Source organism: Streptomyces macrolidinus, from assembly GCF_023887685.1.
Classification (GTDB): domain Bacteria; phylum Actinomycetota; class Actinomycetes; order Streptomycetales; family Streptomycetaceae; genus Streptomyces; species Streptomyces macrolidinus.
In genome coordinates this window covers 245,801-259,599 of sequence record NZ_JAMWMR010000005.1, presented here as the reverse complement: position 1 = coordinate 259,599, position 13,799 = coordinate 245,801, and the positions used below count along the sequence as shown (strand labels likewise).

The 13,799-nt window shown below is 70.9% G+C and carries 15 protein-coding genes; 10 read left to right on the top strand and 5 right to left on the bottom strand.

Annotated features, from left to right (window positions below):
- Window positions 1–32: 32 nt before the first annotated feature.
- Window positions 33–1,034: a hypothetical protein gene (locus NGF19_RS08670; protein WP_252423722.1), complete on the top strand. Its 1,002-nt coding sequence runs from the start codon at window positions 33–35 to the stop codon at window positions 1,032–1,034.
- 29 nt (window positions 1,035–1,063) lie between these two features.
- Here the strand turns inward: NGF19_RS08670 and NGF19_RS08665 are convergent, their stop codons facing one another.
- Together NGF19_RS08665 and NGF19_RS08660 are read right to left on the bottom strand one after the other, a co-directional pair.
- Complete coding sequence (locus NGF19_RS08665; RefSeq protein WP_252423721.1) at window positions 1,064–1,366, bottom strand: DUF7701 domain-containing protein; 303 nt, start codon at window positions 1,364–1,366, stop codon at window positions 1,064–1,066.
- Window positions 1,363–1,908, bottom strand: a complete 546-nt coding sequence (locus NGF19_RS08660) for a RipA family octameric membrane protein (RefSeq protein WP_252423720.1) — start codon at window positions 1,906–1,908, stop codon at window positions 1,363–1,365. Before NGF19_RS08660 ends, NGF19_RS08665 begins: the two co-directional genes overlap by 4 nt.
- Window positions 1,909–2,277: 369 nt before the next feature.
- On the opposite strand from NGF19_RS08660, the gene NGF19_RS08655 reads away from it, so the two are divergent.
- On the top strand, window positions 2,278–3,264 hold the full coding sequence (locus tag NGF19_RS08655; RefSeq protein ID WP_252423719.1) for a hypothetical protein: 987 nt from the start codon (window positions 2,278–2,280) through the stop codon (window positions 3,262–3,264).
- A gap of 141 nt (window positions 3,265–3,405) precedes the next feature.
- Here the strand turns inward: NGF19_RS08655 and NGF19_RS08650 are convergent, their stop codons facing one another.
- Window positions 3,406–4,266, bottom strand: coding sequence for a 3-hydroxybutyryl-CoA dehydrogenase (locus NGF19_RS08650; protein ID WP_252423718.1), 861 nt, complete (start codon window positions 4,264–4,266; stop codon window positions 3,406–3,408).
- 169 nt (window positions 4,267–4,435) lie between these two features.
- Here NGF19_RS08650 and NGF19_RS08645 point away from each other — a divergent pair, with 169 nt between their 5' ends.
- Window positions 4,436–5,689, top strand: coding sequence for a glycoside hydrolase family 10-like protein (locus tag NGF19_RS08645; protein WP_252423717.1), 1,254 nt, complete (start codon window positions 4,436–4,438; stop codon window positions 5,687–5,689).
- 29 nt (window positions 5,690–5,718) lie between these two features.
- Here NGF19_RS08645 and NGF19_RS08640 read toward each other — a convergent pair whose 3' ends face one another.
- Window positions 5,719–5,925: a DUF1918 domain-containing protein gene (locus NGF19_RS08640; RefSeq protein ID WP_252423716.1), complete on the bottom strand. Its 207-nt coding sequence runs from the start codon at window positions 5,923–5,925 to the stop codon at window positions 5,719–5,721.
- A gap of 98 nt (window positions 5,926–6,023) precedes the next feature.
- Window positions 6,024–7,019: a DMT family transporter gene (locus NGF19_RS08635; protein WP_252423715.1), complete on the bottom strand. Its 996-nt coding sequence runs from the start codon at window positions 7,017–7,019 to the stop codon at window positions 6,024–6,026.
- On the opposite strand from NGF19_RS08635, the gene NGF19_RS08630 reads away from it, so the two are divergent.
- The 7 genes from NGF19_RS08630 to NGF19_RS08605 all read left to right on the top strand — a co-directional run bounded on the left by NGF19_RS08630 (window position 7,018) and on the right by NGF19_RS08605 (window position 13,799).
- Window positions 7,018–8,460 carry an aminotransferase-like domain-containing protein gene (locus tag NGF19_RS08630; RefSeq protein WP_252423714.1) on the top strand — a complete coding sequence of 481 codons (1,443 nt, stop codon included), beginning with the start codon at window positions 7,018–7,020 and terminating at the stop codon, window positions 8,458–8,460. The two genes, NGF19_RS08635 and NGF19_RS08630, sit on opposite strands and share 2 nt — an antisense overlap.
- A 68-nt stretch (window positions 8,461–8,528) precedes the next feature.
- A complete protein-coding gene (locus NGF19_RS08625) occupies window positions 8,529–8,993 on the top strand; it encodes a GNAT family N-acetyltransferase (protein WP_252423713.1) in 465 nt (154 codons plus the stop codon).
- Window positions 8,994–9,315: 322 nt separating this feature from the next.
- Entirely contained in the window at window positions 9,316–10,344 is a 1,029-nt protein-coding gene (gene argC / locus NGF19_RS08620) for an N-acetyl-gamma-glutamyl-phosphate reductase (protein ID WP_252423712.1), read from the top strand.
- Window positions 10,341–10,469 carry a hypothetical protein gene (locus NGF19_RS30630; protein WP_289734515.1) on the top strand — a complete coding sequence of 43 codons (129 nt, stop codon included), beginning with the start codon at window positions 10,341–10,343 and terminating at the stop codon, window positions 10,467–10,469. The genes argC and NGF19_RS30630 overlap by 4 nt, the downstream gene beginning before the upstream one ends.
- Entirely contained in the window at window positions 10,466–11,617 is a 1,152-nt protein-coding gene (argJ, locus tag NGF19_RS08615) for a bifunctional glutamate N-acetyltransferase/amino-acid acetyltransferase ArgJ (RefSeq protein WP_252423711.1), read from the top strand. The genes NGF19_RS30630 and argJ overlap by 4 nt, the downstream gene beginning before the upstream one ends.
- Entirely contained in the window at window positions 11,614–12,603 is a 990-nt protein-coding gene (gene argB / locus NGF19_RS08610) for an acetylglutamate kinase (RefSeq protein ID WP_252423708.1), read from the top strand. The genes argJ and argB overlap by 4 nt, the downstream gene beginning before the upstream one ends.
- The gene (locus NGF19_RS08605) at window positions 12,600–13,799 is read left to right on the top strand and encodes an acetylornithine transaminase (protein WP_252423706.1); all 1,200 of its coding nucleotides are present in this window, start codon (window positions 12,600–12,602) and stop codon (window positions 13,797–13,799) included. Before argB ends, NGF19_RS08605 begins: the two co-directional genes overlap by 4 nt.

The window sequence follows — 13,799 nt, the reverse complement described above, 5'->3', positions numbered from 1 at the left end:
AAGCGCGGTGCGTGACAAGAGACGGCAGCGGCATGGGAAACACCCTGTTCCCGGTACAGCGCAAGCCTCTGGGCTGGGCGCTGCGCATCGCGGGCTGGATTCTGCGGGTAGTCGGCGTTCTGGCCGTCGTCGTCGCCGTCCAGCGGCTCCGGACGCTCAGTGCCACCACGAACGCGCCGTACTACGACGGACCTCCCTGGTACAGCCAGCTGATCATCTACCTCGGCGTCATGCTCGCGGGTTCCGTGGTCTTCACCGGCAGCCTCCTCATGGGCAGGCGCGCCCGTGCGCGCACGGCGCGCCTCGTCGCCTCCGTGGCGGGTCTTGCACCGGGGTCCTATGTTCTCTACCTGCGCCCTTTCACACAGGATCTGTCCTCCTCCGGCATTGCGCCCGGGGTGGAGACCGGAAGCCCCTTCGGGACGGTCATGCGATCGGGCCGCACCTATGAGGAACGGCTCAGCAGGATGTTCCGCAGGTTCGGTCCGTTGGTCGCGATCGGTCGCCCCGGTGAGTCATTGCCCGGCGGATCGGGCGCCCGCAGGACCTATCTCCCGCTCGACGACTGGAAGGACACCGTCGGAGAGCTGATCGACAACGCCCGCCTCATCATCCTCGGAGCCGGGCCGGGTCCCGGCACGGTATGGGAATACGTCGAGATCCTGCGCCGCAGGGACCCCTCCCGGCTTGTCGTCCTGGTGACCGACCCGGTCGACTACCAGCGTTTCAAGACCTCGACCATCGCCGAGGCCGAGGGCGTGCTGTTCGAACTCAAGCAGAAGTACGGCGACTTCTGGCAACCGCCCGTCCTGCCGGACCTGCCCGCCCCGGTGAACCCGAAGGCGGCCCGGGACTTCTACTTCAAGGCAATGATCTATTTCGCCGAGGGCTGGGAGCCCCGTCTGGCCCACTTCGACGGAACAGCCGTCAAGGGCGGCAAGCCGCGAAGAGCCAACAAGTACTTCGCGGAACGCCTGCGCCCGGTCATGACGCACATCAGCGAGGGAGCCCGGTCCCGGATCCCCCCACCTTGAACGGATCTGTCCCCGAAGCCGGAGCCGGGTCACGGCGCCCGGTGTGTGCCGCGGGCACGCGCCGCAGACCGGATGGCCTGGACATACGGCATGTCCGCACGCTGCGTGGGCTCGTCCAGCAACTCGAACGGAACCAGGGCCGGATGACGCGGATTCCTGGTCTCCATCCAGGCCGCCCAGGCGTCGTGCACATCGGTCTCCGTGACCTGCACCCCTTTGACCCGCATGAGGACGGCGTACAGGAGGAACAGGGCGTCCGCGTCCTCCGGTGGGCAGGCGTACGTGGGCAGATGGGATCTGATGAGCCGGGCGTCGTCACGCAGATAGGTCATGCGAGCAGCCTGCCCAGACACAGCAGCCCGTGCAACAGAGCGAAGACCCACGGGATCATCCGTTCACTGAAACCCAGTTCGATGTACCGGGTCCGTGAACGGGCCGAGGGCGCCCGGACCAGGAGCCGCCATTCGTCAGTGAAGATCTTGACCGGGAGTCGTGTCTCGATCGCGTTGATGACCTCGAACTTCGCCCGGTTGAGGTCCCGATAGCTGCGCAGTTGCAGCCACCAGGTCATCGAGATCGCGACTCCCGTCAGGGCGATGACCGGCGCGGTCCACAACGGTTTCCGCTGGGGATCGGTCAGGAAGATGCCGATCGCACCGACGAAGGCCGTCTGCACGGACAGGAAGAACGCGTTGGCCAGGCCCCGTCGCGCGGAGACCCGGTCGGCCATCTCCACAGCCAGTTTGTACAGTTCCAGCACCGACGGCGAGAACTCCGGCACCGCGGGGGCGGAGCCCTCCACGTCCTTGGCCGAACCTTCGGTTCCCTCCGCGGCCGGGGCGGGCACCCGGGCACTGCGTGGCTCAGGCATCATGACCATCATCATGACGTGCGGGCCGTCACACGTGGCCCGTATTGCCACATTCGGATGAGGCAATTGCGTCCCGATAGCCCGTCAGGCCAGGGTGAGCCCGGGTACCCTCGACAAGCTCGTGGCCCGAGTCCGGCCGTTCATCCCCGACCGCAGCCCGCACCTCGCCGACGACGGCGCAACCTCCGAGCGTGCCCCGACCTGGTTCTTGCTTCCGCGTAGAGGAGCAGCATGCCTCATCAGTCACCGGAACACGCGCCCCCGGTGCGGCAGCGTCGGATTCGCGGGTACACCGCGGAAGCGACAGGACGCACCGTGCGCTGGACCGGCTTCGCCCTCGCTGCCGGGTTCGGCGGTGTTCTTGCCCGACGCATGTTCCTCGACCCGACACCTGAGCTTGCGCAACTGCACCTCGCCGTGCGCGTCATCATCTACGGGGCAGTCATTCTGGGCGGCTGGGGCGCCTACTCGGCAGGCCGAAGAGCCACGGTGTGGGGTAAGCGCCACCGCGCTCCGGTGGTTCACCCGTTGGAAGGCCTGCTCGGGGAGCAATACCTGCTGTATCTACGGCCGTTCGCCGTGGACCGCGAGCTCGCGCAGGCACCGCCGGAGGCCCCGGGCTTGTGGAGCAACAGGGTTCTCGAGGTGCCGGGCCTCACCTCGGAGGAATTCCTGATCAAGCAGTTCACCGGCTGTGGCAGGGTGGTGGCCATCGGCCGGCCCGGTGAACGGTTGCCGCTGTTGGGCGCGGAGCGCGGTTACCTTCCGCTGCATCACTGGCAGCACACTGTGAGCAAGTTGATCCAGGGCGCGCACGGTGTCCTGATGTTCGTGGCACCGGGCCCCGGAACGGTCTGGGAATACACGGAGGCCCTGCGTACCACCTCCCCCGAGCGGCTGGTACTGATGGTCGGCTGCAGCACGGAGGAGTTCGACGCGTTCCGCGCGGCGGCCAGGCAGAGGTATGCCGAGCGCACGGTCACGGAGTCCGGTGAGGCCTGGGCACCGCTGCCCGACCTGCCCGAATGTCCGCGAGAGCCCCGGGCGTCCAGACGGGAATGGGAGATGCCTCTCCGGGCTTTCATCACCTTCGACGCGAACTGGCGCCCCCAGGTACACCCGTTCAAGGTCATGGCGAAGCCGATGCGCAACTTCAGGACGGTACGACGCGTGGTCAGCAGCCAGGTGCATCCCGTCCTCGCCCCTCTGGCCGCGCTGCCGCGCCGTCCGTGGCCGCCGGACCAAGGCATTTCCCTCCCCCTTGAGGACGTACCGGAGCCTCCCCGCCGGCCGCTGCTCGGCAGCGCTCTCCCGCAGCAGGGGTTCGGACGTAGAGGGCGGCGGCCGAGGCGGCCCTGAGAGATGCGGGGAACCTGAAGGCTCTCTGCGTCCGTCACGGAAGACTGCGGGCCCGACACGGAACTTCCCGTCTCGGGCCCGCAGTTGAGGCATTGAACGCCGTCAGGCGTACGGAGTGCTGTCAGGTGTACGGAGTGCCAGTCAGGCGTACGAGTAGAACCCCGACCCCGACTTGCGCCCGAGCCGCCCGGCTTCCACCATGCGCTGCAGCAGCGGGGGAGCGGCGTACAGGGGCTCCTTGTACTCCTCGTACATGGAGTTGGCGATGGAGACGATGGTGTCCAGGCCGATCAGATCGGCGAGCCGCAGCGGGCCCATCGGGTGGGCGCAGCCCAGTTCCATGCCGTTGTCGATGTCCTCGCGGCCCGCGATGCCCGACTCGAACATCCGGATGGCGGAGAGGAGATAGGGCACGAGCAGGGCGTTGACCACGAAGCCCGAGCGGTCCTGGGCGCGGATCGCGTGCTTGCCGAGGGTCTTCTCGGCGAACAACTGGGCGCGGCTCAGGGTGCCTTCGGAGGTGGTGAGCGCCGGGATCAGCTCGACGAGCTTCTGCACGGGGGCCGGGTTGAAGAAGTGGATGCCGACCACGTGGTCCGGGCGCGAGGTGGCGACGGCGAGCTTGACCAGCGGGATGGAGGAGGTGTTGGACGCGAGGATGGCGTCCGGGCGGGTCACCACCTGGTCGAGGACCTGGAAGATCTCCGTCTTCACCTGCTCGTTCTCCACGACGGCCTCGATGACCAGGTCACGGTCCGCGAACTCGCCGAGGTCGGTGGTGAAGCGCAGCCGGTCCTGCGTGGCCTGACGCTCCTCCTCGGAGATCTTGCCGCGTTCGGCCGCCTTGGACAGGGAGTTGAACAGCCGGGTACGGCCGATCTCCAGGGCTTCGCCGGTGGTCTCGGCGACCACCACGTCCAGTCCGGCGCGGGCGCACACCTCCGCGATGCCCGCTCCCATCTGGCCGCAGCCCACCACTCCGACGCGCTCGATGTCGGTCACATCGTCCCTTTCGCTGATCTACGGCTGTGGCAGGACCTCCGGGGTGCGGCGCCTGCTCCGATCGTGCACGTTACCTCCAAGTATCGATGATCGATCGTTCGGGTGGGGTGCATCCTTGGGCCCAATGACGATCCGTGAGGGATCGGATCCGGAGTGTAGGGAGTGGTGGATGGGGCCCTTGTCGCGTCGCGCGTTCACGGTCGCCGGGCTGTCGTTGCTCACGGCGGGGGCGGCGGCCCCCCGTCGCCACGAGGAGTGGAGGGGAGAGAGCGGGGAGGGGGAACGGGAGGACGGGACCGAGGAGATGCGGGGCATGTGGCTGGCGACCGTGGCCAACCGCGACTGGCCCTCCCGCCCCGGCCTCACGGCCTCCGCGCAGCGCGCCGAGTTGCGCGCCCATCTCGACATGGCGGTCAGACGCCGGCTCAACACCGTGTTCCTCCAGGTCCGTCCCACGGCCGACGCGCTGTGGCCCTCGCCGTACGAGCCGTGGTCGCACTGTCTGACCGGCACCCAGGGCAAGAACCCCGGCTGGGACCCGCTCGGCACCGCCGTGGAGGAGGCGCACGCGCGCGGGCTCGAACTGCACGCCTGGTTCAACCCGTTCCGCGTCGCGAACCACACCGACCGGAAGCGGCTCACCGTCGCGCATCCCGCCCGCAAGCACCCCGACTGGGTCGTGCCCTACGGCGGCAAGCTGTACTACGACCCGGGGCTGCCGCAGGTGAGGGCCTTCGTCGAGAAGGCGATCCTCGACGCCGTACGCCGCTACCCCGTCGACGGTGTCCACTTCGACGACTACTTCTATCCGTATCCCGTCAAGGGCCACACCTTCGACGACGTCAAGACGTACGCGGCCCACGGCGGCGGCTTCCGGGACCGGGCCGCCTGGCGCCGCCACAACATCGACCTGCTGATCCGGGAGACCGGGGCGCAGGTCCGGCGGGTGCGGCCCGAGGCCCGTTTCGGGGTCAGCCCCTTCGGGGTGTGGCGCAACGCCGCGAAGGACTCCCGCGGTTCGGCCACCCGCGCCGGGGTGCAGACCTACGACGACCTGTACGCGGACACGCGTGGCTGGGTCAGGGCCGGGTGGCTGGACTACATCTGCCCGCAGCTCTACTGGAACATCGGCTTCGCGGCGGCGGACTACGCCGAGCTGGTGGACTGGTGGGCCCAGGTCACCGAGGGCACCGCGGTGCGGCTCTATCTGGGGGAGGCGTTGTACAAGGCCGGTGACCCGGCGCAGCCCGCCGCCTGGCGGGACCCGGCGGAGCTGTCCCGGCATCTCGCCCTCGCCGCGTCCTGTCCGCAGGCGCGCGGGCATGTCTTCTTCGCCGCCAAGGAGGTCGCGGCGGACCCGGCCGGCGCGATGACACGCGTGGTCGCCGACCACTACCCGTGGCCGGTGGACCCGCCGCGCTGAGCGCGCCGACCGCTCTGCCGGCGAACGCTCTACTGCCGGGCGTGCCGGGAGGCCTCCTGGTGACGGATCTCGGAGTCGGGGCCCGGAGAGCACACCGCCTCGTGTCCGTCCTGGAAGCGGACGCGGTACGGAGGCGTGCCCTCTGTACCCATCACCTCGACGATCTCGGCGACCTTGTCGTGCTGGCCGACGACCCTGCCGTGCTGTACCAGCTTGTCGCCCACAGTTGCGCGCATCTTCAGGCGCCTCCTCGTCCGTTACGGGAGTATCGGTCCGTGGCCACGAGCCTGCGGCCGGGGCGCCGGTCGACCCGGCCCGTGCGCCTCGCCCCGGGTCAGCTCCGCGCCCGCTGGGTGGCCGCGATGCAGGCCAGGACGGCAGCCGCGGTGAGCGGTACGGCCGGGGTGAGGTGCTCGCCGAGGAGCAGTACCGACCACACCAGTGTGAGCAGCGGCTGTGCGAGCTGCAACTGGCTGGCCTTCGGGATCCCGATCGCCGCCATGCCCCGGTACCAGACGATCAGACCGAAGAACTGCGAACCGGCCGCGACCCACAGCACTCCGGCCACGCCGTGCGCCGTGAGCCGGACCGGCTCGTACGACAGCGCCAGGAGCGCCCCGGGCACGGCGAGCGGCAGGCACAGCACCAGCGCCCAGCCGATGACCTGCCAGCCGGGCATGATCCGGGCCAGTCGGCCGCCCTCGGTGTAGCCGGCCGCGCAGATCAGCAGGGCGCCGAAGAGGTAGGCGTCCGCGCCGGTCAGCGCACCCCCGCTCTGCTGCACGGTGAACGCGATGACCGCGGCGGCACCCGCGACGGCGGCACCCCAGAACGTCCGGGAGGGGCGGGCGCCCGTGCGCAGTGCCGAGAAGAGGGCCGTGGTGAGCGGGAGCAGGCCGACGACCACGGCGGCGTGCGCGGTGGTCGAGGTCTGCAGGGCGAGGGTGGTCAGCAGCGGGAAGCCGAGCACGACGCCTGCCGCGACGACCACGAGTCCCGCCCAGTGCGCTCGTACGGGCACGGGCACCCGCAGCGCGAGCAGGCATCCGCCCGCGATGAGGGCGGCCAGCACGCTGCGCACGGCGACGAGCGACCAGGGCCCGAAGCTCTCGAGCCCCCAGGCGGTGGCGGGGAACGTGAGGGAGAAGGCGACGACCCCGAGGGCGGCCTGGAGGGTGCCGACCCGGCTCGGACGTCCCGGCGTGCGCCCCTGATGCGGCGCGCCGCCCTGACCGGTCCCGGCTTCCGGCGTCGCGCTTGTCGTCGTCGTGGCCGAGGCCGTGGTGACCGCTATCGAGGTCGGTGCGGTAGCGCTATTCTCTGCTCTCATGCAAGAGCGTAGCAGTGTCGTGAACCTCGCACAGAGGCTGCGATTGGAGCTGAACCGCTATTCTCCCGGTGAGAAGCTGCCGTCCAGTCGTGTGCTTGTCGAGCGGTTCCGGGTGAGCCCGGTGACCGTGTCGCGGGCGCTGGCGCAGTTGGCCGCGGAGGGGCTCGTGGTCACCCGGCCGGGGGCCGGGGCGTTCCGCGCCGAGCCGCGCGCTGTGACCCCGGCGGCGGGGGACACCGCCTGGCAGGAGGTCGCGCTCAGCGCGGACGCCTCCGTCGAACTCGTGCCGCGTACCGTCGACGCCTCCGGTGTGCTGGCCTCCCTGGCCGCGCCGCCCGCCGAGGTCGTCGAGTTCAACGGCGGCTATCTGCACCCGTCGCTGCAGCCCGAGCGCGCGATGGGGGCCGCGCTGGCGCGAGCGGGGCGCCGCCCCGGTGTCTGGGCGAAGCCGCCCGTGGAGGGGATCACCGAGCTGCGCGCGTGGTTCGCGCGGGGCATCGGCGGCGCGATCGCCGCGTCCGACGTGCTGATCACGGCCGCCGGTCAGTCCGCGCTGACCATCGCGCTGCGGGCCCTGGCGCCTCCGGGCGCCCCGGTCCTGGTCGAGTCGCCCGGCTACCCCGGCATGCTGGCGATCGCCCGCGCGGCGGGCCTCAGGCCGGTGCCGGTGCCGGTCGACGCGGACGGGGTGAAGCCGTCGCTGCTCGCCGACGCGTTCCGGGCGACCGGTGCCCGCGTGTTCGTCTGTCAGCCGCTGTTCCAGAACCCGACCGGTACCGTCCTCGCGCCCGAGCGGCGACGCGAGGTGCTGCGGATCGCACGGGACGCCGGGGCCTTCGTGATAGAGGACGACTTCGCGCGGCGACTGGCCCACGAGGACGCCGGGCCGCTGCCCGCTCCGCTCGCCGCCGAGGATCCCGACGGCGTCGTCGTGCATGTCTGCTCGCTCACCAAGGCGACCTCGCCCAGCTTCCGGGTCGGTGCGCTGGCCGCCCGCGGGCCGGTGCTGGAGCGGCTGCGGGCCATCCAGATCGTCGACACGTTCTTCGTGCCCCGCCCCGTGCAGGAGGCCGCGCTGGAACTCGTCGGCTCGCCTGCCTGGCCGCGTCATCTGCGCGCCGTGGCTGCCGAGTTGCGGCACCGCCGCGACACGATGACCGCGGCCCTGCGGCTGCGTCTGCCCGAACTCGCCCTGCCGCACGTCCCGTACGGCGGCCACCACCTGTGGGTGCGCCTGCCCGAGGGCTGCGACGAGTCCGTCTTCGTCGCGGGTGCCCTGCGCGCGGGCGTGGCCGTCGCCCCCGGCAGGCCCTACTTCAGCGCCGAACCGCCCGCCGCCCAGGTGCGCCTGAGCTTCGCCGCCGTCGCGGGGGCCGAGGAGATCATGGAGGGCGTACGCAGGCTGCGCACCGCCGTGGACGAGCTGTCGCGTCCTCGGTGAGCCGGCCGTGCGCGGGCCTGGCTCCGAAACCCTCGACAGCTCGGTCCCCGGCCTGGAAGTCTCCCGTCATGACCGACACCGACACACCCCGCTTCCCCGACGGCTACGAGTTCTCCGCCGACACGGCCCGGATCGACGTCGACCGCACCCACCGCTGGCTCGCGACCGACGCGTACTGGGCGCTGGACCGCCCCCGCGACAAGCATGAGCGCGCGGTCGCGAACTCCCTCAACTTCGGTGCGTACGACCGGAGTTCGGGCGAGCAGGTGGGGTACGCGCGCGTGGTGACCGACGGGGAGCTGTTCGCCTGGCTCTGTGACGTCTACGTCGACCGCTCGGTACGGGGCAAGGGGGTCGGCACGGCGCTGACCCGCGCGGTCCGCGACCACCTCGCCGCGCTCGGAGTCCGCCGCGTCCTGCTGGCCACGAACGACGCGCACGGCGTCTACGCGAAGCTCGGCTTCGAGCCCCTGGAGAAGCCCGACCAGTGGATGGCGCTGTGGTTCGACCAGCCGAAGCGGGCTGACGCGTAAGCCTGCCGATACGCCCGGTGACTCCCTGAGTCACCTCACCCCACCTCGCCTCCCCTGACCGGCCGCCCGGCGCGCAGCCCCTCCGCGCCGCCCCCTTGTCGACGCCTCCCGTGCGCCGGGCGGCGCGGGGCGCCGGACCCTCCGGCCGGAGGCCACCTCGCCGAAAGGCCCGTACGCGCGCCCTTCCGGGCGCGCCGCAGCGTGCGTCGGCAGTTCTCGTTGGGCATCGTGAATCCGTCCCGGTAGGCGGGCGCGTCACGACGGAACTGGATTGCATAAACGTACAGCAGATCGTATAGTCATGCCATCGGAGGAGGATTCCATGGCGGTAACTGCGGCGGTGGCGGGAGCGAGTGGGTATGCGGGCGGGGAGCTGCTGCGCCTGTTGCTCGTACACCCCGAGGTCGAGATCGGCACCCTGACCGGCAACTCCAACGCGGGGCAGCGGATCGGCGCGTTGCAGCCGCATCTGCTCCCGCTCGCGGACCGGATCCTGGAGGAGACGACCGCCGAGACCCTCGCCGGGCACGACGTCGTCTTCCTGGCCCTGCCCCACGGGCAGTCCGCCGCCGTCGCCGAGCAGCTCGGCCCGGATGTCCTCGTGATCGACATGGGAGCCGACTTCCGGCTCCAGAACCCGGCGGACTGGGAGCGGTTCTACGGCACCGCGCACGCCGGTACCTGGCCCTACGGCCTGCCCGAACTGCCGGGCGCGCGCGCCGCGCTCAAGGGGGCCAGGCGCATCGCGGTGCCGGGCTGCTACCCGACCGCCGTCTCGCTCGCGCTCTTCCCCGCGTACACCGCGGGCCTGGTCGAGAACGAGGCCGTGATCGTCGCCGCCTCCGGCACCTCCGGAGCGGGCAAGGCGCCCAAGCCCCATCTGCTCGGCTCCGAGGTCATGGGCGCCATGTCCCCGTACGGCGTCGGCGGCGTCCACCGCCACACCCCCGAGATGGTCCAGAACCTCAGCGCGGCGGCCGGTGAGAAGGTCACCGTCTCCTTCACCCCCACCCTCGCGCCGATGGCCCGCGGCATCCTGGCCACGTGCAGCGCGAAGGCGACGTCCGAGGCCACCGCCGAGTCGGTCCGCGCGGCGTACGAGAAGGCCTGCGCCGACGAGCCCTTCCTCCACCTGCTGCCGGAGGGGCAGTGGCCCAGCACCGCGTCCGTCCACGGGTCCAACGCCGTTCAGGTACAGGTCGCCTACGACGCCGCCGCGCACCGCGTCATCGCGATCAGCGCCATCGACAATCTGGCCAAGGGCACCGCGGGCGGTGCCGTCCAGAGCATGAACCTCGCCCTCGGGCTCGACGAGACCACCGGGCTGTCCACGATCGGGGTCGCACCGTGACACGCGCGCGTGCGACCACCCGGCCGCAGACGACCGAGAGCACCTTCCGGGCCGCCCCGGCACCGGGAGAGCAGACCGCGCCAGGACACCGCGCGGGCGGAGAGAACACCAAGGAGACGCAGTGAGTGTCACGGCAGCACAGGGGTTCACGGCGGCGGGTATCGCCGCCGGGATCAAGAAGAGCGGTACCCCGGACCTCGCCCTCGTGGTCAACAACGGGCCCCGCCGAGCCGCCGCGGGCGTCTTCACCTCCAACCGTGTGAAGGCAGCCCCGGTGCTGTGGTCCGAGCAGGTCCTCAAGAGCGGGCAGCTCTCCGCCGTCGTCCTCAACTCCGGTGGCGCGAACGCCTGCACCGGACCCCAGGGCTTCCAGGACACCCACGCCACCGCCGAGAAGGCCGCGGCGGTGCTGGGGGTCGGCGCGGGCGAGGTCGCCGTCTGCTCCACCGGGCTCATCGGTGAGCTTCTCCCGATGGACAAGGTGCTCGCGGGCGTCGGGACGGCAGCCGCCGCGCTGAGCGAGCACGGCGGCGAGAAGGCGGCCATCGCCATCAAGACCACCGACACCGTCCACAAGACGTCCGTCGTCACGAAGGACGGCTGGACCGTCGGCGGGATGGCCAAGGGCGCGGGCATGCTCGCACCGGGCCTCGCCACGATGCTCGTCGTGCTCACCACCGACGCCGACGTCGACAGCGCGACGCTTCAGGCGGCCCTGCGCTCCGCCACCCGGGTCACCTTCGACCGCGTCGACTCCGACGGCTGCATGTCCACCAACGACACCGTGCTGCTGCTGGCGTCGGGTGCCGCCGGGATCACCCCCGACACCGAGGACTTCGCCGAGGCCGTACGGGCCGTGTGCGCCGATCTGGCCCGGCAGCTCATCGGGGACGCCGAGGGCGCGAGCAAGGACATCAAGGTCGAGGTGATCAACGCGGCGACCGAGGCCGACGCCGTCGAGGTGGGCCGCGTCATCGCCCGTAACAACCTCCTCAAGTGCGCCATACACGGTGAGGACCCCAACTGGGGCCGTGTCCTGTCCGCCATCGGCACCACGAAGGCGGCCTTCGACCCGGACCAGCTCAACGTCGCCATCAACGGCGTCTGGGTCTGCAAGAACGGCGGGGTCGGCGAGGACCGCGACCTGGTCGACATGCGCTACCGCGAGGTCCACATCGTCGCAGACCTGGCCGCGGGCTCCGCGACCGCCACCATCTGGACCAACGACCTCACCGCCGACTACGTCCACGAGAACAGCGCCTATTCATCATGAGCGAGCCGATCACCAAGCCCAGCAGCACGCGCAAACACACCGCCCTGCCCAAGGCCCGGATCCTCGTCGAGGCGTTGCCCTGGCTGACCCGCCATCACGGCAGGACGGTCGTCATCAAGTTCGGCGGAAACGCCATGGTGAACGACGAGTTGAAGGCCGCCTTCGCGCAGGACGTCGTCTTCCTGCGGCACGCGGGCCTCCGGCCGGTCGTCGTGCACGGCGGCGGACCCCAGATCAGCGCCGCCCTCGACAGGCACGGCATCGCCAGCGAGTTCAAGGCGGGCCTGCGCGTCACCTCCGAGGACGCGATGGACGTCGTCCGCATGGTGCTCGTCGGCCAGGTGCAGCGCGAACTGGTCGGGCTGCTCAACCAGCACGGCCCGCTCGCCGTCGGCATCACCGGCGAGGACGCGCACACCATCACCGCCACCAAGCACCGGCCCGAGATCGACGGCCAGTTGGTCGACATCGGGCGGGTGGGAGAGATCACCGAGATCGACACAGGCGCGATCGAGGCACTGCTCGCCGACGGCCGCATCCCGGTCGTGTCCTCGATCGCCCGGAGCCAGGACGACGGACATGTCTACAACGTCAATGCTGATACGGCGGCTGCGGCACTCGCTGCGGCGCTGGGCGCCGAAACCCTCATGGTCCTCACCGACGTCGAGGGCCTCTACGAGGACTGGCCCCACTCCGACGAGGTGATCAGCCGTCTCACGGCCGCCCAGCTCGAACAGCTCCTGCCGGAGCTGTCGTTGGGCATGGTGCCGAAGATGGAGGGCTGTCTGCACGCCGTACGCAACGGCGTCAGCACCGCCCGCGTCATCGACGGCCGCGTCCAGCACTCGATCCTGCTGGAGATCTTCACGGATGAAGGCATCGGCACGATGGTCGTGCCCGATGGATACGGCCTGGACGACGGCGCGACAGGCGCGACAGGCGCGACAGACGCGTCCGGCCGGGGTGACAAGGGGGACGCGGCATGACCGCCAACGACGAGCTGACCCAGCGCTGGCAGGGCGCGCTCATGAACAACTACGGCACCCCCCGGCTGCCCCTCGTCCGCGGCGCGGGCGCACGGCTGTGGGACGCCGACGGCAAGGAGTACGTCGACTTCGTCGGCGGGATCGCGGTCAACGCGCTCGGCCACGCCCACCCGGCGATCGTCGAGGCCGTCAGCACGCAGATCGCGTCCCTCGGCCATGTCTCCAACCTGTTCATCGCCGAACCGCCCGTCGCGCTCGCCGAGCGGCTGCTCGGGCTCTTCGGCCGGGACGGCAAGGTCTACTTCTGCAACTCCGGGGCCGAGGCCAACGAGGGCGCCTTCAAGATCGGCCGGCTGACCGGGCGCACCCATGTCGTCGCCACCGAGGGCGGCTTCCACGGCCGCACCATGGGCGCCCTCGCGCTCACCGGCCAGCCCGGCAAGCAGGAGCCGTTCCTGCCGCTGCCCGGCGAGGTCACCCACGTCCCCTACGGCGACGCCCAGGCGCTGGCCGCCGCGGTCACCGAGGAGACCGCCCTCGTCGTCATCGAACCGATCCAGGGCGAGAACGGTGTCGTGGTCCCGCCCGCGGGCTATCTCAAGGCGGCCCGTGCGATCACCGCCGCCACCGGGGCGCTGCTCGTCCTCGACGAGGTGCAGACCGGTGTCGGCCGCACCGGGCACTGGTTCGCGTACCAGGCCCACGAGGGCGTACTGCCCGACGTCGTCACCCTCGCCAAGGGCGTCGGCGGCGGCCTGCCGCTCGGTGCCACCGTCGCCTTCGGCCGGGCCGCCGAGCTGCTCCGCCCCGGCCAGCACGGCACGACCTTCGGCGGCAACCCCGTCGCCTGCGCGGCCGGACTCGCGGTCCTCGGCGCCATCGAGGACGAGGGGCTGCTGGAGAACGTGCGGCGGCAGAGCAAGCGGCTGCGGGACGGAATCGAGTCGCTCGACCATCCGTTGATCAGCCACGTCCGTGGCGCGGGCCTGCTCCTGGGTATCGTGCTCACCGAGCCGCTCGCGCAGCAGGCGCAGCAGGCGGCTGAGGATGCCGGCTTCCTGGTGAACGCACCCGCCCCGAACGTCGTACGGCTGATGCCGCCGCTGAACCTCGGCGATGACGAAGCGGACGCGTTCGTCCGCGCACTGCCGGGCATCCTCGACGCTGTGAACGGGGACGGACGATCCGGAGAATGA

What these genes read in the sequence shown, in the direction of transcription:
- NGF19_RS08670 (WP_252423722.1), top strand. Translation starts at nt 33, where the DNA reads ATGGGAAACACCCTGTTCCCGGTACAGCGCAAGCCTCTGGGCTGGGCG.
- NGF19_RS08665 (WP_252423721.1), bottom strand. Translation starts at nt 1,366, where the DNA reads ATGACCTATCTGCGTGACGACGCCCGGCTCATCAGATCCCATCTGCCC.
- NGF19_RS08660 (WP_252423720.1), bottom strand. Translation starts at nt 1,908, where the DNA reads ATGATGCCTGAGCCACGCAGTGCCCGGGTGCCCGCCCCGGCCGCGGAG.
- NGF19_RS08655 (WP_252423719.1), top strand. Translation starts at nt 2,278, where the DNA reads ATGTTCCTCGACCCGACACCTGAGCTTGCGCAACTGCACCTCGCCGTG.
- NGF19_RS08645 (WP_252423717.1), top strand. Translation starts at nt 4,436, where the DNA reads ATGGGGCCCTTGTCGCGTCGCGCGTTCACGGTCGCCGGGCTGTCGTTG.
- NGF19_RS08640 (WP_252423716.1), bottom strand. Translation starts at nt 5,925, where the DNA reads ATGCGCGCAACTGTGGGCGACAAGCTGGTACAGCACGGCAGGGTCGTC.
- NGF19_RS08630 (WP_252423714.1), top strand. Translation starts at nt 7,018, where the DNA reads ATGCAAGAGCGTAGCAGTGTCGTGAACCTCGCACAGAGGCTGCGATTG.
- NGF19_RS08635 (WP_252423715.1), bottom strand. Translation starts at nt 7,019, where the DNA reads ATGAGAGCAGAGAATAGCGCTACCGCACCGACCTCGATAGCGGTCACC.
- NGF19_RS08625 (WP_252423713.1), top strand. Translation starts at nt 8,529, where the DNA reads ATGACCGACACCGACACACCCCGCTTCCCCGACGGCTACGAGTTCTCC.
- argC (WP_252423712.1), top strand. Translation starts at nt 9,316, where the DNA reads ATGGCGGTAACTGCGGCGGTGGCGGGAGCGAGTGGGTATGCGGGCGGG.
- argB (WP_252423708.1), top strand. Translation starts at nt 11,614, where the DNA reads ATGAGCGAGCCGATCACCAAGCCCAGCAGCACGCGCAAACACACCGCC.
- NGF19_RS08605 (WP_252423706.1), top strand. Translation starts at nt 12,600, where the DNA reads ATGACCGCCAACGACGAGCTGACCCAGCGCTGGCAGGGCGCGCTCATG.